Below are 19,226 nucleotides of genomic sequence, written 5' to 3' on the forward strand. Positions count from 1 at the left end.
TCGTCATAAAACTTTTTCCTTATGCTGACGGATTTGATAGCGCAGATAATCGAGCCAGTCCAATTTTTTCTGATGGAAATGGATTTCGTCGACGGCCTGCTGGCGCAGCTTGTCCAGCATCTTCAGCCTCGCTTCCCGCGTGTCGCCGCCGGACAAGAGAAGGCCCATGTACGCCTCTACCTCTTCGTTCGTAAACCCTACGTCGTGAAGGGTCATGATCAGGCTCAGCCGCTCTACATCCGTATCGTCGTACTGCCATTGGCCCATGACGCATTTTACAGAGCTGCACAAGCCGAGCTTCTCGTATTCCTCCAGTACGCTCTTGGGAATGCAGTACCGTTCGCATACTTCGTCAATGGTCATCGGATCCCTCCTCTCGTCGTTCCTTTCTATGGTTCCAGTATACGTCCCGCCGGAACCATCGTCCAATACTTGTATTCTTTGTTAAGAAATACGATTCAGGCATGGTTTAACCAGCAGAGACCCTTAGGAAAAAAGAAAGGGGGCGCGGTGTCTCGGCCGCATAGCCGGAGCGCCGCGCCCGTTTCGAGGCGTTACCGTATGAAGTTGGTGTATATCTGTTCTTCCCGCTTAGGCAGGGACACGCCGTTCTGCAGGGCCGTTTCCTTGCATTTCAAGAAGAAGGCCATGTTTCGAGCCAGGGTGCGCATGGTCTGCAGGCCTTCGGCGTCTTGCCGCACATCGTCAGGGCAGTGGCCGTGAACCATATTCCAGTACTGCGAGGAAATAATCGGCATCTGCATGAGGCCGAAGTATTTATTCAGCTGGTCGTACGTCGCCGTCGTGCCGGCGCGGCGGGCTGAGACGACGGCGGCCGCAGGCTTCAGGTAAAAGGGCATATCTTCCCGGCGCTGCCCGGCGTAGAAGGCCCGGTCCATAAAGGACGTAATGGCTCCGCCGGCGGCGGCCCAGTGGACAGGCGAGCCGAAGACAAACCCGTCGCAGTCTCCGGCCAGCTTCAAAAATTCGTTGACCTTGTCGTCGTCGAATACGCAGCGGTGCAGGTCGTCGCATCGGCAGCAGCCGATACAGCCGCGGACGGCCTGATTGCCGATCCAGAAATGTACCGCTTCTACGCCTTCCTCGCGCAATGTCTTCGCGACTTCGTCCAAGGCCGTATAGGTGCAGCCCTTTTCGTGCGGGCTGCCGTTGACTAAGATGACTTTCATATTCCGTCTCTCCTATCGCTTATTCGCCTAATACTCTTTTTGCTACCATCATGGCGTTATCGCCTGCCGCCTTGCCGACACGCTGTCCCAGCAGCTTCGCCATGGCTTTCAGCTGATCGCCCGTCACGCCGTTATGCATAGCTACGTTCATATGAGACGCCAGCTGGGCGTTGACGTTGCCGATGCCTGCCAGCATAGATACGGTAGCCAGTTCCCGTTCGTTCCACATCAGAACCGTCCGTTCAAAAATATCTCCGAAAAGATGCTCCTTCAGAAAATCGCTGATCGTCGGGCAAAATTCATACACGTTCCCCTTGACCGGGTGGCCGACAAGCTTCGTCTGGTTCGCATCGCCGATGGCGTGACGATCCCGGTTTGGATCGACTGGATCGGCGTCAGGCCCCATCGTATCGGTAATGCCGTGAGCCTTTCGTTCTTCCAGCACCGTCATGAGCGTATTCAGTCCGTTCAGGCTGCGGGGAAATCCGGCGTAGGCATAGAGCTGTACCAGCAGTTCCTTTTCTTCGTTGACCGTCAGGCCATTGTTTAATCCGTCAGCCAAAGCAGTCTTCAAGCTTTCCAAATCGCCTTGAGCAGCGAAGGCCGATATGACGACGATCGACTCCTGCCGAGGCGACAGCACCTTATCCTCCGCCGGAGCTGCCGCGAAAGCCGCGCCGCCGACAGTCATCAGGACGAACAGGGACATTAAGAAAAGCAATCGTTGTTTCATACTCCTCCGCTCCCTTCTGCACAATTATTTATATCCCAAATTTCCTAACCAGGCGTAAATAGGCGACGTCGACGCAATATCCGTGCGGTATACAGCAAAGGCGCTGCTGCCGAATTGCGCGCCCGGCTCGGCTGCCTGCAGGCGTTCCACCGTTCCCGTCAGCCCGCTGCCGCCGTGCGTCGCAAAGACGTATACCTGCTTGCCGGACAAATCATAATTGTCCAGGAAGGTGTACACCGGCATAGGTGCGTCGTACCACCAAATAGGATAGCCCAGGAAAATCGTGTCGTACCGGCTCAAATCGCCGATAGTATCCTTAATGGCCGGATGAACACCTTGCTCCCGTTCGCTCTTCGCCTGGTCGGTCAGGGCGTCATGATCCGTCGGATAATCGACTTGCCGTTCGATGCGGAATATATCGGCGCCCGTCTTATCCTGAATCACCTGGGCCACGTACTGCGTCGAACCCTGTACGTCGTACTTCTGCGCCGTTTCCGGCTCGGAGAAATACACGACGGCAACGCGGCTTTGACCGTTGGACTTCGCTTCCGGCACGGCGGCTCCCTTGATGGACGCCGAGGCGTCGGCGTCGACGGCAATCCCTCTCGACTGCGGAGCCGAAGCCGTTTCACCTTCCTTCTGCGGCGTTGCGCAGGCCGTGACGGTAATCGCCGTTAAGGCGGATACGATAAGCGCTGCTAATTTTTTTCTATTCATAAGACATATCCTCCCTTATTGCTGCTGTTCGCCGTGATGCCGGCCTTACTGCACAAGGCGGCCGCCTCACGACGCATGTATTCATAATATCGCGCCGTTCGTCGCAATGTCAACACGCCGCGTTCTGCCTGTCTCCTTACTGCAGATAGGCGTTAAAGAACTTCGTCAGCTTCTGAGAAATAATATCGACGTATTCCGGTACCCAGTAGGTCTGGATATGCGTCGCTCCCGGCACGAGGAACAACTCTTTATCCTTCGTCCCCGTCGCCTTGGAAAACGCGTCCTGCGTCATGTACAGCGAGTCGGCCTTTTCCCCGGCAATCATGAGCAAGGGCTGATGAATCAAATCCATGTTGTGCGATGCGTCGAAGGCCGTCAAATCCATCAAACTGCTGACCGTATAGGTAAAGGTCGAATTGGGATGGGCGTAATTGACGCCGTAGTAATAATAGCCTTCGCGGTACAAATCAAAGGGCAGCTTGTCGGCCTGTTCCGGCGTAAGGACTTTTTCCGTCCGCGGCGTATAGTCGATTTGTCCCGTCGTCACTTCTTTCTGACGGGCCGCCGCAGCTTGGGCGATGGTCTTCTGCGCTACGGCCGGGTCAGGGGTCGTCGCGCCGTAGCCGTCCTTACGGACGATGCCGCTGTTGAACATGCTCAGCGTCGCCACGGCCTTGACGCGCGGGTCTGTCTGGACGGCCTTCAGCGTATAGCCGCCGCCTCCGCAAATGCCCAGCGCGCCGATGCGGCTTTCATCTACGCCGGGATAGAGGGAGATGATGTCGACCATGCCGTGAATATCTTCGACGCGGTACTGGGGCTTATCGGTATGGCGGGGATATCCGCCGCTGGCTCCCTGGTAGGACGCGTCGGCGGCAATCGTGATATATCCCTGTTCAGCCAGCAGCTGGGCGTACAGGCCGGCGACCTGTTCCTTCGTGCCGCCGTTCGGATGGGCGACGACGACAGCTGCATAAGACTTATTAGGGTCGTAGTTCGCCGGCGTATAGACGTTGGCGGCAATCTGAATGCCGTTCAGGTCGTATGTAATAGGATGAATATTGACCTGGCCCGGCACATTTTCCTTAATAGCCCCGTCGTAGACAAGGCCGTACGGATTGCCCTTGTATTTGCCGACATCTTCTACCGGCACATTGGCAAAGGTCTTCGCCTGGCCGCTTTGCTCGTTAAATACAGGTAAATGACGCGTGCCGATAGGCGGTACGGCGTTCGCCGCCGCGGCATAAGCCGGCGTAAAGCCGACGCCCATCGCGGCCGTTCCCAGTAAAGCGCACAGCAATGCTTTTTTATACGTTTTCATAATACATGCCTCCTAATACTTTAGATTTTCTATGGTTATAAGTCTCGCAGCGAAAGAAATGTACGTTGCCAATATCTCTCGCCGTTGATATAATCAGTTTAAAACTTCAAGTCAACTTGATGTCAATAGGAAATGCAATGATGTTACGATAAACGAGGTGACATTTCATGGAATACACCATCGGCGAATTAGCGCAGAAAATGAATATTTCCACGCCGACGCTCCGCTATTACGAAGACCAGGGCTTGCTGCGCCATATCAAGCGCCTGCCCAACGGCCGCCGCGTCTACACGCAGAAAGACGTCGTCATGCTCAACACCATCGAATGCCTGAAAAAGGCCGGCATGAGCCTCCAGGACATCAGCCAGTACATCGACTGGTGCGAAGAAGGCTTCCCGTCCGTCAAAAAACGCTACGAACTATTCGTCCGCAAGCAGGAAGAAATAGAGCAGCAAATCGCCGACTTGCAGAAAATCCTGGCAACGCTGCGGTGGAAACGCAATTTCTACCAAAAAGCCCTGGAGTCAGGCGAGCTTACCATCTGCGCCGCCGACAGAGAAAAAATAGCCGAGGCCATCATCGACGGCGCCCTTTAATAGGCCACAGCAGCCCCTGCCTTGCAGCAGGGCTTTTTTTCTGCCGTCCCGCCCCTACTTCCGCAGCTTCCGGGCCTTTACCATGTCATAAAACCATTCAACCATCTTCGGGTCGTAGTGAGAGAAAAACAGACTTTCCTTCTCATCCAGTCCTTCGAGCTCCTTCATTTCGCCGTCCGATAAGGAAAAATCGAAAATATCGAGATTTTGGGTCATGCGATCCTTATGGACCGACTTGGGAATGACGACGATATCCTTCTGCAGGAGGAAGCGCAGCGCCGCCTGGGCTGCCGTCTTGTGGTGAGCCGCGCCGATGCGCTGCAGCACAGGATGAGTAAAGAAATCCTTGCGGCCTTCGGCAAAGGGGCCCCAGGATTCGTGAACGACGCCGTACTTGTCCATAATAGCGTGCAGCTCCGCCTGCTGATGGAATACGTGCGTTTCTACCTGATTCACTGCCGGCATGACTTCCACATTGTGGCACAAGTCGATGAGGCGGTCGGCAAAGAAATTAGATACGCCGATAGCCCGCAGCTTGCCGGCCTTATACGCCTCTTCCATGGCCCGGTACGTTCCGTAATAGTCGCCGAAGGGCTGATGAATCAGCATGAGATCGATATAATCAGTCTGGAGACGGCGCAGGGAATCGTCGATCGACGCCTTCGCCTTTTCGTATCCGGCATTGGCAATCCAGATTTTCGTCGTCAAAAAGATGTCGCCGCGCACGACGCCGGACTGCCGTAGCCCTTGCCCTACTTCGTATTCATTGTCATAGGACTGCGCCGTGTCGATGAGGCGGTACCCTGCATGCAGGGCGTCTTCGACGCAACGCACGCATTCGTCCGGCGAAACCTGATAGACGCCGTATCCGACGGCAGGCATTTCTACGCCGTTATTTAAGGTAATATAGTTCATACTCTCTCTCTCCTTATTAATCCATATTAATCAAAATGTTTTTCTTTCATCCACCGTTCCATGACATCGGCGACGTCCCGGTTATTTAAATCCGACATGAGAAAATGCGTGTTGCCGTATATCCCTATATCGGGCAAATAGATAAGCGTCGCGTCGCCGCCGCAGCGGTTCACCGCGTCGACCCAGGCCTTAGCAAGGTTCAGGCGCACCCGCCAGTTGTCCAATCCCCAGACAGGCGTCTGCTCCGCCGGGATATTGCTACCGTACAGCACCAGCACGGGAATGCGGGTCAGCTTCATGAAGTCGTCCATCGGAACGCCTACGCCAGCCGCCGGGAAGGGGCTCGTCGTCTCCTCTACAGGCGGCACCTGCCCTTCAGGAAAAAAAAAACGTCCCCGGCTCGAGGGCGATAATGCCTTTGACATGGCTGCTCTTTATGGCCGTACGCCAGCCCGGCCCGCCTCCTTGAGAATGGGTGATAAACACGCCGTCGCCGGCTTTGTCAAACACAGCCTTCATAGCGTCGCTGATAACGGCTTCGTCATAGGCTCCCATATCGGGCGTCATTTGCCGGAAAAACTGATCCCGCCACACCGCGTCATCCCTGACCTGGACATTGTCAAATTTCTGCGGCCACTGGCCAATACGGAAATTGTTGTACCACAGCTGGTCGTCAGGCACAGCGCCGATAGCCTGCGGCTCCGTCGACCGGACGGCTCTGCCGCGCCGCGGCTGGTCTGCAATATAGGTCTTATAGCCTTTTTCTAAAAAAATATTTTGAAATCCGTCGCGCCCGTCAGGCGTCGTTTCCCAAGTCTTGCCGGACTGACCGTACCCGTGCAGGAAAACCAGCGCCGTATTGTGGGCCTGAGCCGGTATCTGATAAAACACGTAGGCGTGGTCGCCGTGCAGCGTCTGTCCAGCCTGATTCAGCGGATTGGTATTGCCGCCATAGGCTCCCGGAGCTGTGACGACCGTTCCGCCGGCCATAAAGCTGCCCTGGTCTGCGATCGTCACCGGCTTCATGGCAGAAGCAGGACTTGCCGCCAGCGACGCCATGACGGCGGCTGCAATCCATATTGATTTCATCGGTATCAACCTCCCCTCCTGATATCTATAGTATAAAAAAACCGGGACTGAACTGACCCCCAAATGTTAGACCAAAAATCTAACGATTGGAGGTCAGTTTTTTTATGGCGAAACACAGTTATGAATTTAAGAAGCAACTGGTATCAGAATACCTGGACAATCAGGGAAGATATGCTTCCATTTCACAAAAACATGGCATGTCGAGCAGCAGCCAGTTAAAAACGTGGGTGGCTGCCTACCAAAAATTTGGGGATACCGGTTTAAAACGATCTCGATCCCGGAAAGAATACTCTTTCGAAGAAAAGCTTTCTGTGGTAGAGTCTTACTTAACAAGCGAACTCTCGTATCAGGAACTGGCTCTTCAAATGGGAATCAACAATCCGTCGCTACTTGTCAGATGGGTAAATGACTTTAAAATAGCTGGGCCGGATGCGTTAAGACCGCACAGGAAAGGCAGGAAGAAGACATTGAATACATCGCAAGCAAAAGAAACAGAAGCACAAGTTCAGCATACGGAGGTGGATACCCGTGCGGAGCACGTCAAGGAATTAGAGGATGAACTTCTCAAACTCCGTATAGAGAATGCAGTTTTAAAAGAACTGAGGAGACTGCGGTTAGAGGACGAAGCAAAGCGGAGAGGGTTGCAAACGTCATCTTCAGTCTCCGAGGACAATTCAAACTAAAAGATCTTCTCTCCTACACCCATTTGCCGAAAGCCACCTACATGTACTGGCAGAAACGCATGGGCCGCGAACATCCGGACAAAGAAATAGAAGATACCATACAGGAACTCTGCAAACAGCATACCACCTATGGCTATCGGCGAATCACGGGTGAGCTTACCAATCAGGGATGGCGCGTGAACAAGAAGAAAGTACAGCGTATCATGCAAAAGCTGAGCCTTCAGGTCACTTGTTTTACGCGCAAGAGCCGCAGATACAGCTCTTACAAAGGGAAGGTGGGAACCATCGCTCCCAATAGAATACGCCGTCGCTTTCACACGACGGTTCCCCATCAGAAAATCACAACAGATACGACAGAATTTAAATACTATGAATTGGATGCCCAGGGGCATCTGACGCAGCATAAGCTGTATCTGGATCCCTTTCTGGATCTGTTCAATGGAGAAATCCTCAGCTATAGAATAGGGAACCGTCCTTCTGCTGAAAATATATTAGCAGCACAGGCAGAAGCCATCGACATCACCGCGGATTGCCCGTATCGCAGAACCTTCCATTCCGATCAGGGTTGGGCGTACCAAATGAAGGCATACGTCCGCAAGCTCAAGCAAGAACGGATTTTTCAAAGCATGTCCCGGAAAGGTACCTGTCTGGATAATGCTTTGATGGAAAACTTCTTCGGCCTACTGAAGCAGGAAATGTACTATGGCGTCGTGTACTATAGTTACGAAGAATTGAAATCAGCCATCGAACAGTATATCAAATACTATAACGAACAAAGAATCAAAGAAAAACTAGGCTGGAAGAGTCCTGTCAAATACAGGCTGTCCTTGTCCGCGGCATAAAAAAGTAACGAGATAGCAAAAACTACCTCGTTACTAAAGTCTAACTTTTTGGGGTCACATCAATATTTTTTTTGCCGAGAGAGCAAATCATGGTATTTCATGAACAGGCAAAGGGGATTTTGTTTCTTTACAATCCACTTATGTTAACGCTTGGCTCAAAAATTTTTCGATCTGGCTTTCGCCGACGACAGTAATACCGTAGTTCTTCAGCAGCTCTGCTGTCACGCCGTCGCCTGCCGTCAACGTCCGCGTAAACGTGCCGTCGTAAATCCGGCCGCTGCCGCAGGACGGGCTTTTTTCTTTCAGCACGGCGACGGTGCAGCCGAAGGTCTTCGCCAAATTTAAAGCCATAGCCGCGCCGCGGCGATACTGCTCCGTCACGTCCCGGCCGCTTTTCGTCCGCACTGCGCCGCCCTGCCGTTCCGCCGGGTCGCGAGGCGTAGCCAGTCCGCCGCCCTGCTCGGGACAAAAGGGGATAAGGTGAATATCGGCTTCCTTCAGCAACGCTTCGACGGCGGAATATCCTTTGCTCTGCCCGTCGTAGCGGCAGGCAAGGCCCAGCAGGCAGGCGCTTATCAATACGTTCATAATTGCACGCTCCTATTCTTAAAAATGCATTTTCATATACTAAAATAATTTTTCCCTTTCGATAACAGAAAAACCGCATATCTACAGCATATACGGCCCATTGCCGCCATGAAAAAATATTAAATTTCCATTAAATTATACGGGATAAAATTGCAAAAGTACAGCGGTCATACTATAATACGGGCAAGATACGCAGCGACGAAAGGAGATTTCCTATGACAAGAACGAAAAAACAGCGCAATACGGCCGATTTACTGGTCGAATGCCTGGAAGAAGAGGGAGTCCATTACATATTTGGCATTCCCGGCGAAGAAAACCTGTCTATCATGAATGCCTTGGAACGTTCGAAAATCGAATTTATCACCGTCCGCCACGAGCAGGGCGCGGCCTTTATGGCCGACGTCTACGGCCGCCTAACCGGCAAGGCCGGCGTCTGCATGGCAACCCTCGGCCCCGGCGCGACGAATCTCATTACGGGAGTGGCCGACGCCGACTGCGACGGTGCGCCCCTCGTCGCCATTTCCGGCCAGGTCGGCACGGATAAGATGCATATTACGGCTCATCAGTATTTAGATTTGCGCTCCATGTTCGAGCCCATTACCCGCCGGGCCTACACCGTCGTCCGTCCCGATACGATGGCGGAAATCACCCGCCTGGCCTTCAAATACGCCGAACGGGAAAAGCCGGGAGCGACCTTCATCGACTTGCCCGTAAACATCAGCCACATGCCCGTCGCCGATACGGAGCGGCCCATGCAGCGCAAGGCTATCCTGCCGGAAACGGCCCTGCAGTCGCAGATCGAAGCGGCGGCGGCCATGATTTCCTACGCCAAAAATCCGGTCATCCTGGCCGGCAGCAGCGCCATCCGCAACCACGCCTCGGAAATGCTGACGAAATTTGCCGAAACGCTGAAAATCCCGGTCATCAATACGATGATGGCCAAGGGCGTCATTCCCTTTGACAACCCCTATTCTTTGTGGACCGTAGGCATTCCCATGGAAGATTACCAGACCAAGGTACTGGAACGGGCCAGCCTGGTCATCGCCATCGGCTACGACATCATCGAATACGCCCCGGCCAAGTGGCACCTGAGCCAAGCCGACATCATCCATATCGACACCATGCCGGCCGATATCAATAAGAATTACGAACCAGCCGTAGAAGTCGTCGGCGATATTACGGACTCCCTGAGCCGCATCCTGGAAAAGGCCGCTCGCCTGCAGAAACCGACGTACGCCCTGGATATACGCCGCCGCATGGTGGAAGAACACGAAAGCTACGCCTCCGATCAGTCTTTCCCGGTCAAGCCGCAGAAGGCCCTCATCGACTGCCGCCGGGTCATGGGCGAAGACGACATCATCATTTCCGACGTCGGCGCCAACAAGGTCTGGATCGCCCGCCACTACAACTGCTATAAGCCCAATACGTGCATTATTTCCAACGGCTTCGCCACCATGGGCATCGCCGTCCCCGGCGCTATCGCCGCCAAGCTCGTCCATCCCAACAAGAAGGTCCTGGCGATTACCGGCGACGCCGGCTTCATGATGAACTGCCAGGAGTTTGAAACGGCTTACCGTCTGGGCACGAATTTCGTCACCCTCATCTTCAACGACTGCAGCTACGGCCTCATCAAGTGGAAGCAGGACATGCAGTTCGGCCATCACGCCTACGTCGATTTCACCAATCCGGACTTCGTGAAATTCGCCGAAAGCGTCGGAGCCATCGGCTACCGCATCGAAAAGACGGAAGACCTGCTGCCTACACTGGAAGAGGCCTTCGCCCAAGACCGGCCGGTCATCATCGACTGCCCCGTCGACTACGGCGAAAACATGAAGCTGACGGAACACTTAAAAGAGCTTATGCCAAATTTATAAGAGAAGTATACGAAAAAGGACTGAAATTTTTCAGTTCTTTTTCTGTATTATGACGTATATTTCTACAATACTTTAAAGTACAGTGCTATAATATAGGTTGCTTATATCTGCGCGTCCTTCTTCCGCGCAGGCAAGTTGATTTTATGTGAAAGAGGTGCCCTATATTGAGCCATACATCTGCATTTGATCGGAGAAGGCGGACCATCGGTCTGTTCGGCGCGCCTATCTGCGCCCTTCTCGTCTTTTTAACGCCCATGCCCGACTTATCCCTGGCAGCCCATAAGCTGCTGGCCTTGATGACGCTCGTCGCCTTATGGTGGATTACAGAGCCGCTGCCCCTGCCGGTCACGGCGCTCCTCGGCCCGACGCTGGCCGTCGTCATCGGCATTGTACCGGCCTCAACGGCCTTCAGCGCCTTTGCCAACCCGCTCATCTTCCTGTTTATGGGCGGCTTCATGCTGGCGACGGCCATGATGCATCACCATCTGGACAAGCGCTTCGCCTTTTGGCTCCTGTCGCGCCGCTGGGTCGGCTCGAATCCCAAGAAGATCCTCCTGGCCATGGGGCTGGCGACGGCCCTGTGCTCCGGCTGGGTCAGCAACACGGCGACGACGGCTATGATGTTCCCTATTGCCCTGGGGTTGTTAGGAGCTATTAAGGAAATGTTCGCTGCCCAAGGCAAAATGTTAGACTTGCACACGTCAAAATACGCTACGGGCATCATGCTCATGACGGCCTATGCCGCATCCATCGGCGGGTCGCTCACGCCGATCGGCGCGCCGCCCAACTTGATTATCGTCGGCTTTCTGAGCGAAATGAGCCACATTTATGTCTCCTTCTTCGACTGGATGGTCTGGGGGGCCGTCAGCACGATCCTGTACTTCATCATCGCCTACGTCGTCCTCGCCCGCATGTATCCGCTGGAGGTTTCGGAAATCGCCGGCGCCGACGAATTCATCGCCGCCCGCCGCCAGGAGCTGGGAAAATGGACGCGGGCCCAGAAAAATACGCTGATCGCCTTTATCGTCGCCATCGTCCTCTGGGTGACGCCGGGCATCATGAGCATCGTCCTCGAACCGGGCAGCCCGATGATTAAGCTGTACAACCGCCTGTTCCCCGAAGCTGTCGCCGCCCTCATCGGCGCGCTGGCCTTATTCCTCCTGCCGGTCAACTTCAAGGAACGGCAGTTTACCTTGTCGTGGAAGGAAGCGGCTAAGGGCATCGAATGGGGTACCCTCCTCCTCTTCGGCGGCGGCCTGTCGATGGGTACGATGATGTACGCCACAGGCTTGTCGACATGGTTCGGCACGCTCATCATCGACGCCCTCGGCGGCAATCCGTCGGAGGTAGCCCTCATCGCCGTATTCGCCGTCATGTCCCTCCTCATGTCGGAGCTCACGTCCCACACGGCAGCTACCAACATGGTCGGCCCCTTGGGCATTACGGCTGCCATGGCGGCCGGCTTCAATCCTGTTCCCGTCGCCGTAGCCATCGCCCTGGCCTCGTCGCTGGGCTTCATGCTTCCCGTCTCGACGCCGCCGAACGCCATCGTGTACGCCAGCGGCTACATCCCCATTACCAAAATGATCAAGACGGGCGTATACATCGACATCATCGGCATCGCCTGCGTCACCATCCCCTTGGCAATATACGTCGTCAAATGGGTTATTTCCTAACTCTATATACAAAGACAGCCCTGAAAACGGAATCGCGCCGTTTCAGGGCTGTTCTTTTCTGTATCGTTGAGTTATACCGCTTATTTCAGCGTCTTCATAAAGGCCAGCAGGGCGTCGACGTCTTTTTCCTTCGTCGCCCAGGACGTGCAGATGCGGATGGCAATGCGGCCGTCGGGTAAATCGGCGAAGTGGTCTACCGAATAGGATTGGCTGATTGTCTTCAGCTGTTCTTCCGTCACGATCGGCAGCTGCTGGTTCGTCTGATGCTCGTACAAGAAGGAATAGCCCGCTTCTTTCAGGCCCTTGTACACCTTGACGGCCAGGTCGGCGGCGTGACGGGCGCTCTTCATGTATAAGTCATCCGTAAACAGCGCTTCGTACTGTACGCCTAAGAGCCAGCCCTTGGCCAGGAGACCGCCGCGCTGCTTGATGTGGTAGGGAAATTCCTTGGACAGGTCTTCGTCCATGATGACGACGGCTTCTCCGAATAAAGCGCCCTGCTTGGTACCGCCTACGGTAAAGACGTCGCAGATCTGCGGCAGATCGGCCAGGGTCATGTCGCTGTCCGGCGCGGCCAGGGCGTAGCCGAGGCGGGCTCCGTCGACGAATAATTTCATGCCGTATTCCTTGCAGACGTCGTGAATGGCGGCGATTTCAGCGCGGCTGTACATGGTGCCGACCTCCGTCGTCTGGGAAATATAGACCATGCCGGGCTGTACAAAGAACAGGGCGTGCGTTTCCTTCCAGTAGGCCTGGCAGACGTCGCGTACCTGCTGAGCTGTCAGCTTTCCGTCCGCCGTTTCGACCGACAGGATTTTATGGCCCGTCGCTTCGATAGCGCCCGTTTCATGGTTGAAAATATGGGACGTCTGCGGCGCAATGACGCCCTGATAGTTTTTCAGGCAGGAAGCGATGACCGTAAGGTTGGCCTGGGTGCCGCCGACGAGGAAATATACGCCGGCCTCCGGAGCCTGGCAAGCCTGGCGAATCAAGTCGCGGGCATGGTCGGAATGAGGATCGAACCCATATCCCGGATTCTGCTCCAAATTAGCCTTGGCAATGGCTTCCAGCACCGGCAAGGGCGCTCCCTCCAAATAATCGCATTCAAATCGTACCATCTGTATTCCTCCTCATTTATTTTTTAGGCATTTTTTCAGCGTTTTTCAGCATATCTGTCATGGCGGAAAGCAAGCTGTCTTCCTGATCGGCTTCATTAGCGAACAGGATGGCGATTTCTACGGAGCTGCCGTGCTGCCAGGCCAGGCAATGGATCGTTTCGGCAAAATTCGTCTCGTTGATGATAAGCTTGCGCTGGAGCGTGCATTCATAAAACACATGGCCTTTGAACTTTTTGGAGCTCATGGGCTGCACGACCTTGAAGTCTTCGGGCAGGCACTGCTTCATCAACGCCGCCGTGCGCTCCATGAGCACGTCCATATTGGGCTTGACGCCGGCGCTGTGCAGTATGCCGGCCTTTTCGCGCTGCCGGTCAATGGCCGCTTCGACTTCCCAAATATTGGCGCTGTAGCGGAGCATATATCCGTACTGGAACGAAGCGCCGTCCCGCTTTACCAGCTGATACGTCTGCGGCTCTATCGTATATATCCGTTCCAGCATAGCCGCCGCGTCGTTATCATAGCTTTCCGCCGTGAGCAGCGGCTGGTACCCTTCTTCCATATACAGGCCGTCGGGCACGGTGATGATCCCCCAGTTCGGGAAGGGCGTCTCCGTCCCCTTGTCTTTAGCCAGCAGCGGCATCGTCAGGGACAGTACGGCCGCCGCGGCGAGTATTCCTGCTTTTACATTCACCATTGTCACATCCTCATTTGGATACATTTCCGTATTGTTGATACTCCCAATACCGTTATTCTATAATATTTAAAGTACTGTGTCAAAAAATAGTGGCACAGCCTCGGCAAGTGTGGTATAGTGGTACTGTAATTTAATCGCAATTAGGAGGAACTATCATGGACTTTACAATCAAACCGAATTCGCAAGGTGAAATTTCCGAAGTCGTCGTACTGGACAATACAGCCATCAAAATGGGCAGCGGCAAATCGCCCGTATACGCTACGCCGGCCCTCGTCGCCCTGATGGAAAACGCGGCCATCCTGGCCTGCGAAAGCCAGCTTCCCGAAGGCTACAACACCGTCGGCATCGCCATCAATGTCAAGCACCTGGCAGCTACGCCTATCGGCCTGACCGTAACGGCGAAAGCAACCCTCGTCGAACAAGACAGAAAGAAGCTGTCCTTCAAAATCGAAGCCTTCGACGACGCCGGCAAAGTCGGCGAAGCGACGCACGACCGCTTCATCATCGAATCGGCTCCCTTCCTGGCTAAAGCCGAAGCGAAAAAAGATTTGAAAAAATAATTGCAGGCATGTTAAAACCCGCCGATTCAGCCGAACCGGCGGGTTCTTTGCGTCTGTCAGACCTTGGGCAGCTCGCTTCTCTTCTAAATGCAGGCGCGACAAAAGGGCCAAATTCAGCGCGGAATTTGACCCTCCCCGTTGCCAATATGCTGTATCCTCGTCTTACGGTACGATAACGGCCAAGGCGTCGCCGGTCTTGACGTTGTCGCCTACGTTGACCCGCAGGCTGTGGAGCTTGCCTTCGGCCGTAGCCGTAATGTCGTTCTGCATCTTCATGGCTTCCAGTACGAGCAGGACATCGCCCCGTTTGACAGCCTGGCCGGCTTCGGATTTCAACGCCGAAATCTTGCCGGGCATGGGAGCTTTAATGACGACGGCGCCGTCGGGAATCGGTTCCATAGCAGCCGGAGACGGTGCCGCTGCCGCCGGCGCAGGCGCAGCGGCCGGAGCTGCCGGTGCGGCAGGCTGCGGAGCCGGAGCAGGAGCGGCCGGAGTCGGAGCGGCTGCCGGCGCAGGCGCAGCGCCGCCGATTTCTTCTACTTCTACTTCATATGCTTGTCCATTTACCGTTATTTTAAACTTTTTCATTCTATATCCTCCTGGCGAAAAATATATATCTATTACCGCATACCGGCCAGGCGGCCGGCCATAATCCAGTGTGCATTCTGCCGTTTTTTCGCTTTGATCGAGCGGATAGCCGCCGGCGAATAGCCGTAAGCTGCGACGGCCGCCATGATCACGGCGACGACTTCCGGCGAAATGTCGGAAACGTCGGCCTGCGGCGCCGTCGGTTCCGCCGGAACGGTCGCCATAGGACGGGCGGCGACGACGGCGGGCTGCCGCTGCCCTACGGGCACGACAGACTGGTGCGCCGCTACGGCATGGGTCGGAACGGGTTCTTCCTTCGGCGCGTCTTCTTCCTGCACAGGCTGCGGCGCGGCTGTTTGCGATGCTGGTGCAGGCGCAGTTTGCTGCCCCTGCTTAGCCAACAGGCGCTGCAAATCATCCTTCACCTCTGCCAGCTCGGCAATCTTCCGTTCCATCTCCTGCATGCGGCTTGCGGAATGACGCCACTGCAGCACGCACAGGATAGCCAAGACGATCAGGGCCAATAGTTGCAAATCCATAGCCATCCCTCCCCTTATAACGGCATATTGCCGTGCTTCTTAGACGGGCGTTCTTCCCGCTTGCTGTACAGCATAGCCAAGGCGTCGATGATGCGGGGACGCGTTTCCTTCGGCTCGATGATGCAGTCTACATAGCCGTGTTCCGCCGCTTTGTACGGCGTGGAAAATTCCGTAATATATTCTTGTTTCTTCTTTTCTTTTTCCGGATCGCGCTTAAAGATGATATTAGCCGCGCCATCCGGACCCATGACGGCGATTTCAGCCGTCGGCCAGGCAAATACCATGTCTGCACCGAGCTGGCGGCAGCACATGGCGATATACGCGCCGCCGTAGGCCTTGCGCGTAACAACGGTTACCTTCGGCACCGTCGCTTCGCAGTACGCGTAGAGCATCTTCGCACCGTGGCGGATGATGCCGCCGAATTCCTGCGTCGTTCCCGGCAGGAAGCCCGGCACGTCGACGAAGGTGACGAGAGGGATGTTGAAGCTGTCGCAGAAGCGGATGAAGCGGGCCGCCTTATCGGACGCGTTGATGTCCAGGCAGCCGGCCAGGAATTTCGGCTGGTTGGCAATGATGCCGACAGTCTGGCCGTCGAAGCGGGCGAAGCAGGTAATGATATTTAAGGCGTAATTTTCCAATACCTGATAGATTTCGCCGTTGTCGACGCAGGATTTAATGACGTCGAGCATGTCGTAAGGCATGTTGCTGCTGTCGGGGATGACCGAATTCAGGCTTTCGTCCTGACGCTGCGGATCGTCGTTCGTTTCGGCGATAGGCGCTTCCTCCATGTTATTGCTCGGCAGGAAGTCGAGGAGATATTTGATTTTAGCAATGCAGTCGTCTTCGTTTTCGCAGGCAAAGTGAGCTACGCCGGACACGGAATTGTGCGTCATAGCGCCGCCTAATTCTTCAGACGAAACTTCTTCGGCCGTAACCGATTTGATAACTGCCGGGCCTGTAATAAACATATTCGACGTATTTTTAACCATGAAAATGAAATCCGTCAAAGCCGGGCTGTATACGGCGCCGCCGGCACAGGGCCCCATGATGACCGAGATCTGGGGAATGACGCCCGAAGCCGACGTATTGTTCATAAAAATGCGGCCGAAGCCGGACAAGGCGTCTACGCCTTCCTGGATGCGCGCGCCGCCCGAGTCGTTGATGCCGATAATCGGAGCGCCCATCTTCAGGGCCATTTCCTGAACCTGGCAGATTTTATGAGCATGCATCTCGCCGAGAGAACCGCCTTCGACGGTGAAATCTTCGGCATAGGCGAAGACGAGACGGCCGTTTACGGTGCCGTATCCCGTCACGACGCCGTCACCGGGAATGTCTTTTTCCTGCATGTTAAAATTCGTGCAGCGATGGCGGATAAACTGGCTGATTTCCGTAAAGCTGCCTTCGTCGAAGAGCTTGTTCAGCCGTTCCCGCGCCGTCATCTTTCCTTGTGCGTGCTGTTTATCAATGCGTTTTTGACCGCCGCCCATTTCAATGGTTTTCAGTTTTTCATGAAATTGAGCGATTTTTTCTTGAACTGTAGCCATAATGCACCTCCATTGCAACATGTCGCATAGTTTTATATTTTACCATAGAAACTCGCATTTTAACAGTATAGTACTTATATATTATAATACATTTTCACTCTATATAAAAGGCCGCCTTTTCTCTATGCGCCGGCCTTTTTCGTATGCTGGAATTTTATTTTAATATATACGAAATATACGTCGCGAATCCATTATAAAATAAAGAAAGGGCCCATTATTTTTAATATTTCCCAGAGCAATACCAAACAATCTCGTCGGCATGAATAATAACATTTGCTACTTTTCCGCTTTTCCAGTACAATAAGAACAGTTTTTCAAAATGAAAAGAGGAGGAAGCCATGGATTACGATACGAGGGACAAAAAACGATATATACGCGCGTCCCGCTGGGTCAAGCCGGACCCGGACGTTCAGAATCCGACGCGGTACTACGCCGTCAGCAGAGGCCGGCGCATCGGTATCTTTACGGATTTCGCCAAATACGAAAGGGCTACGCAAGGCTTTAAGGGCGCCCGCTCCAAAAGCTTCAAATACTATAAGCAGGCCCGGCGCTGGCTCTATCGGGAACTGTTCGCCAAGCCCGGCGAGTATCCCCTCGAAAGGCGGCAGAAAAAAGAGCTGGCCCGCCGCAGGTCTTTATCCTCTCAAGTCAAGGACTTCATCCGTACCCTCGACGCCAGCCGCATCTACGCCGTCGACGTCGAAATGACCGACCTTTCCTCCGACGGCGAAATTCTGCAGGTTTCCATCATCAACGGCCGGAACGCCGTCATATACAACCAATATTTCAAGCCGGAACACCAAACGGAATGGGACGATACGGTACCCATTCACCACATCACGCCGGAACGCGTACAGGACGCCCCTTCCTTCAGCAGCTACGCCCCGCTGTTCAGCAAGCTGTTTGCCCAGGCCCAGCTTATCGTAGGCTACAATACGATGCAGGACGTGCGCATGCTGCAGCAGGCCGGCGTCGCATTTCCGCCGGCCCTGCCAATACTCGACGCCGGCGAAGCCTATTCCTTCATCCATTCGGAGCATCAGCCCGTGCGCTCCTACGCCAAGCTGAAGGACTGCGCCGCCCACTACGGCTACGGAGAAACCCAGTGGCACGACAGCCTGGCCGACGCGGCGGCGACGCTCTACTGCTTCCAGGCCATGCTGGACGACGAAAACGCCCTGTTCCAGCTGTTCCACGCCAATCCCTAAGGCAGACAAAACGCCCGCTCTTGCTTCTGAAAAGGCAAAAGCGGGCGTATCGTATAGCTGTATCAGTCAAGCATGGCTCTTAGAGTTCCGGTTCAATCAAGCCGTATTTGCCGTGTTTCCGTTTGTATACGACGCTGATCGTATCGGTCTTGGAGTTTAGGAATACGAAGAAGTCGTGGCCTACGAGGTTCATCTGCAAAATAGCTTCTTCGACGTCCATCGGGCGGGCGGCAAATTTCTTCGTTCTGGCGATTTCAAAGGTTTCTTCCGGTTCCGCCGGCCCTTCTACCAAGGCGGCGTTGAAGGACGAGCCCTTCATGCGGCGAGCCAATTTCGTTTTATATTTATGGATTTGGCGAACCATCTTGTCGTATACCAAATCGATAGCGGCATACATATCGTCGTTCGCTTCGACGCCGCGGAGGACGACGCCGTCTACTTTCAAGGTAATTTCTGCAATCTTACGGTCTTTTTCAACGGAAAGCATTGCTTGTACGTTTACTTCGTTGTCGAAATATTTCGTCACTTTCTTTTCGCGTTTCAATACATAGTCTTTCAGAGCTTGCGTAATTTCTAAGTTCTTGCCTCTAACAGTTGTTGCCATAAAAATCCCTTCCTTTCCGTCGGGAAGTCCATCAGATACGATATGGCTTTCCTACCTCATGGTTGCTTCCCTTATATATATAATATTCCACAGGGATATAGGAAATCCTTCTTGTGATTTTAATTATTTTGCAGAAAACCTAAGGCC

General features: G+C 54.2%; 21 protein-coding genes. 6 read left to right on the forward strand and 15 right to left on the reverse strand.

The window, feature by feature from the left end; all coding sequences use genetic code 11:
- Positions 1–3: 3 nt before the first annotated feature.
- The 5 genes from B5F80_RS02005 to B5F80_RS02025 all read right to left on the reverse strand — a co-directional run bounded on the left by B5F80_RS02005 (position 4) and on the right by B5F80_RS02025 (position 3,961).
- Positions 4–363 (reverse strand): MerR family transcriptional regulator, encoded by a 360-nt coding sequence (locus B5F80_RS02005; RefSeq protein WP_087477142.1) that lies wholly within the window; start codon positions 361–363, stop codon positions 4–6.
- A 191-nt stretch (positions 364–554) separates the two neighbouring features.
- A complete protein-coding gene (locus B5F80_RS02010; RefSeq protein WP_087477143.1) occupies positions 555–1,190 on the reverse strand; it encodes a flavodoxin family protein in 636 nt (211 codons plus the stop codon).
- Between the two features lie 19 nt (positions 1,191–1,209).
- Positions 1,210–1,923: a carboxymuconolactone decarboxylase family protein gene (locus B5F80_RS02015; protein WP_087477144.1), complete on the reverse strand. Its 714-nt coding sequence runs from the start codon at positions 1,921–1,923 to the stop codon at positions 1,210–1,212.
- A 24-nt stretch (positions 1,924–1,947) separates the two neighbouring features.
- Positions 1,948–2,640, reverse strand: a complete 693-nt coding sequence (locus tag B5F80_RS02020; RefSeq protein WP_087477145.1) for a flavodoxin — start codon at positions 2,638–2,640, stop codon at positions 1,948–1,950.
- A gap of 136 nt (positions 2,641–2,776) precedes the next feature.
- The gene (locus B5F80_RS02025; protein WP_204246316.1) at positions 2,777–3,961 is read right to left on the reverse strand and encodes an alpha/beta hydrolase; all 1,185 of its coding nucleotides are present in this window, start codon (positions 3,959–3,961) and stop codon (positions 2,777–2,779) included.
- Between the two features lie 167 nt (positions 3,962–4,128).
- Here B5F80_RS02025 and B5F80_RS02030 point away from each other — a divergent pair, with 167 nt between their 5' ends.
- Positions 4,129–4,557 carry a MerR family transcriptional regulator gene (locus tag B5F80_RS02030; RefSeq protein ID WP_087477146.1) on the forward strand — a complete coding sequence of 143 codons (429 nt, stop codon included), beginning with the start codon at positions 4,129–4,131 and terminating at the stop codon, positions 4,555–4,557.
- Positions 4,558–4,611: 54 nt separating this feature from the next.
- Here B5F80_RS02030 and B5F80_RS02035 read toward each other — a convergent pair whose 3' ends face one another.
- The 3 genes from B5F80_RS02035 to B5F80_RS02040 are packed head-to-tail and all read right to left on the reverse strand — an operon-like array spanning position 4,612 to position 6,561.
- Positions 4,612–5,472: an aldo/keto reductase gene (locus B5F80_RS02035; RefSeq protein WP_087477147.1), complete on the reverse strand. Its 861-nt coding sequence runs from the start codon at positions 5,470–5,472 to the stop codon at positions 4,612–4,614.
- A 26-nt stretch (positions 5,473–5,498) separates the two neighbouring features.
- Positions 5,499–5,840 carry a hypothetical protein gene (locus tag B5F80_RS11325; RefSeq protein WP_204246317.1) on the reverse strand — a complete coding sequence of 114 codons (342 nt, stop codon included), beginning with the start codon at positions 5,838–5,840 and terminating at the stop codon, positions 5,499–5,501.
- Between the two features lie 7 nt (positions 5,841–5,847).
- Positions 5,848–6,561 (reverse strand): alpha/beta fold hydrolase, encoded by a 714-nt coding sequence (locus tag B5F80_RS02040; protein WP_204246318.1) that lies wholly within the window; start codon positions 6,559–6,561, stop codon positions 5,848–5,850.
- Positions 6,562–6,665: 104 nt separating this feature from the next.
- Here B5F80_RS02040 and B5F80_RS02045 point away from each other — a divergent pair.
- Positions 6,666–8,086 (forward strand): IS3 family transposase gene (locus tag B5F80_RS02045; protein ID WP_087477148.1). Its coding sequence is split into 2 segments (ribosomal slippage): positions 6,666–7,233 and positions 7,233–8,086, totalling 1,422 coding nucleotides; the frame shifts between segments, so codons are not numbered across the junction.
- Positions 8,087–8,224: 138 nt separating this feature from the next.
- Here B5F80_RS02045 and B5F80_RS02050 read toward each other — a convergent pair.
- On the reverse strand, positions 8,225–8,674 hold the full coding sequence (locus tag B5F80_RS02050) for a DUF523 domain-containing protein (RefSeq protein WP_087477149.1): 450 nt from the start codon (positions 8,672–8,674) through the stop codon (positions 8,225–8,227).
- Between the two features lie 215 nt (positions 8,675–8,889).
- On the opposite strand from B5F80_RS02050, the gene B5F80_RS02055 reads away from it, so the two are divergent.
- A complete protein-coding gene (locus B5F80_RS02055; RefSeq protein WP_087477150.1) occupies positions 8,890–10,548 on the forward strand; it encodes an acetolactate synthase large subunit in 1,659 nt (552 codons plus the stop codon).
- Between the two features lie 164 nt (positions 10,549–10,712).
- Entirely contained in the window at positions 10,713–12,224 is a 1,512-nt protein-coding gene (locus tag B5F80_RS02060; protein WP_204246319.1) for a DASS family sodium-coupled anion symporter, read from the forward strand.
- Positions 12,225–12,304: 80 nt separating this feature from the next.
- Here the strand turns inward: B5F80_RS02060 and B5F80_RS02065 are convergent, their stop codons facing one another.
- Positions 12,305–13,342 (reverse strand): aminotransferase class V-fold PLP-dependent enzyme, encoded by a 1,038-nt coding sequence (locus tag B5F80_RS02065; RefSeq protein ID WP_087477151.1) that lies wholly within the window; start codon positions 13,340–13,342, stop codon positions 12,305–12,307.
- Between the two features lie 16 nt (positions 13,343–13,358).
- A complete protein-coding gene (locus B5F80_RS02070; RefSeq protein ID WP_239386282.1) occupies positions 13,359–14,036 on the reverse strand; it encodes a hypothetical protein in 678 nt (225 codons plus the stop codon).
- 155 nt (positions 14,037–14,191) lie between these two features.
- On the opposite strand from B5F80_RS02070, the gene B5F80_RS02075 reads away from it, so the two are divergent.
- Complete coding sequence (locus B5F80_RS02075) at positions 14,192–14,596, forward strand: thioesterase family protein (protein ID WP_087477152.1); 405 nt, start codon at positions 14,192–14,194, stop codon at positions 14,594–14,596.
- A 162-nt stretch (positions 14,597–14,758) separates the two neighbouring features.
- Here B5F80_RS02075 and B5F80_RS02080 read toward each other — a convergent pair whose 3' ends face one another.
- Genes B5F80_RS02080 through B5F80_RS02090 form a run of 3 tightly spaced genes read right to left on the reverse strand, consistent with a single transcriptional unit; the run spans position 14,759 to position 17,267 of the window.
- A complete protein-coding gene (locus B5F80_RS02080; protein ID WP_087477153.1) occupies positions 14,759–15,184 on the reverse strand; it encodes a biotin/lipoyl-containing protein in 426 nt (141 codons plus the stop codon).
- A 32-nt stretch (positions 15,185–15,216) separates the two neighbouring features.
- Positions 15,217–15,723, reverse strand: a complete 507-nt coding sequence (locus B5F80_RS11390; protein WP_233127897.1) for a hypothetical protein — start codon at positions 15,721–15,723, stop codon at positions 15,217–15,219.
- Positions 15,724–15,737: 14 nt separating this feature from the next.
- Positions 15,738–17,267: a carboxyl transferase domain-containing protein gene (locus tag B5F80_RS02090; RefSeq protein WP_087477154.1), complete on the reverse strand. Its 1,530-nt coding sequence runs from the start codon at positions 17,265–17,267 to the stop codon at positions 15,738–15,740.
- Between the two features lie 338 nt (positions 17,268–17,605).
- Here B5F80_RS02090 and B5F80_RS02095 point away from each other — a divergent pair, with 338 nt between their 5' ends.
- On the forward strand, positions 17,606–18,475 hold the full coding sequence (locus B5F80_RS02095) for a viroplasmin family protein (RefSeq protein ID WP_087477155.1): 870 nt from the start codon (positions 17,606–17,608) through the stop codon (positions 18,473–18,475).
- Positions 18,476–18,554: 79 nt separating this feature from the next.
- Here the strand turns inward: B5F80_RS02095 and raiA are convergent, their stop codons facing one another.
- Positions 18,555–19,079, reverse strand: a complete 525-nt coding sequence (gene raiA, locus B5F80_RS02100) for a ribosome-associated translation inhibitor RaiA (RefSeq protein WP_087477156.1) — start codon at positions 19,077–19,079, stop codon at positions 18,555–18,557.
- Positions 19,080–19,226: the final 147 nt, after the last annotated feature.

It is taken from the genome of Megasphaera sp. An286 (assembly GCF_002163455.1).
Classification (GTDB): Bacteria; Bacillota; Negativicutes; order Veillonellales; family Megasphaeraceae; genus Megasphaera; species Megasphaera stantonii.

Excerpts from the sequence above, each read along its gene's own strand:
- B5F80_RS02005 (WP_087477142.1), bottom strand. The coding sequence starts at position 363 with ATGACCATTGACGAAGTATGCGAACGGTACTGCATTCCCAAGAGCGTA.
- B5F80_RS02010 (WP_087477143.1), bottom strand. The coding sequence starts at position 1,190 with ATGAAAGTCATCTTAGTCAACGGCAGCCCGCACGAAAAGGGCTGCACC.
- B5F80_RS02015 (WP_087477144.1), bottom strand. The coding sequence starts at position 1,923 with ATGAAACAACGATTGCTTTTCTTAATGTCCCTGTTCGTCCTGATGACT.
- B5F80_RS02020 (WP_087477145.1), bottom strand. The coding sequence starts at position 2,640 with ATGAATAGAAAAAAATTAGCAGCGCTTATCGTATCCGCCTTAACGGCG.
- B5F80_RS02025 (WP_204246316.1), bottom strand. The coding sequence starts at position 3,961 with ATGAAAACGTATAAAAAAGCATTGCTGTGCGCTTTACTGGGAACGGCC.
- B5F80_RS02030 (WP_087477146.1), top strand. The coding sequence starts at position 4,129 with ATGGAATACACCATCGGCGAATTAGCGCAGAAAATGAATATTTCCACG.
- B5F80_RS02035 (WP_087477147.1), bottom strand. The coding sequence starts at position 5,472 with ATGAACTATATTACCTTAAATAACGGCGTAGAAATGCCTGCCGTCGGA.
- B5F80_RS02040 (WP_204246318.1), bottom strand. The coding sequence starts at position 6,561 with ATGAAATCAATATGGATTGCAGCCGCCGTCATGGCGTCGCTGGCGGCA.
- B5F80_RS02050 (WP_087477149.1), bottom strand. The coding sequence starts at position 8,674 with ATGAACGTATTGATAAGCGCCTGCCTGCTGGGCCTTGCCTGCCGCTAC.
- B5F80_RS02055 (WP_087477150.1), top strand. The coding sequence starts at position 8,890 with ATGACAAGAACGAAAAAACAGCGCAATACGGCCGATTTACTGGTCGAA.
- B5F80_RS02065 (WP_087477151.1), bottom strand. The coding sequence starts at position 13,342 with ATGGTACGATTTGAATGCGATTATTTGGAGGGAGCGCCCTTGCCGGTG.
- B5F80_RS02070 (WP_239386282.1), bottom strand. The coding sequence starts at position 14,036 with ATGGTGAATGTAAAAGCAGGAATACTCGCCGCGGCGGCCGTACTGTCC.
- B5F80_RS02075 (WP_087477152.1), top strand. The coding sequence starts at position 14,192 with ATGGACTTTACAATCAAACCGAATTCGCAAGGTGAAATTTCCGAAGTC.
- B5F80_RS02080 (WP_087477153.1), bottom strand. The coding sequence starts at position 15,184 with ATGAAAAAGTTTAAAATAACGGTAAATGGACAAGCATATGAAGTAGAA.
- B5F80_RS11390 (WP_233127897.1), bottom strand. The coding sequence starts at position 15,723 with ATGGATTTGCAACTATTGGCCCTGATCGTCTTGGCTATCCTGTGCGTG.
- B5F80_RS02090 (WP_087477154.1), bottom strand. The coding sequence starts at position 17,267 with ATGGCTACAGTTCAAGAAAAAATCGCTCAATTTCATGAAAAACTGAAA.
- B5F80_RS02095 (WP_087477155.1), top strand. The coding sequence starts at position 17,606 with ATGGATTACGATACGAGGGACAAAAAACGATATATACGCGCGTCCCGC.
- raiA (WP_087477156.1), bottom strand. The coding sequence starts at position 19,079 with ATGGCAACAACTGTTAGAGGCAAGAACTTAGAAATTACGCAAGCTCTG.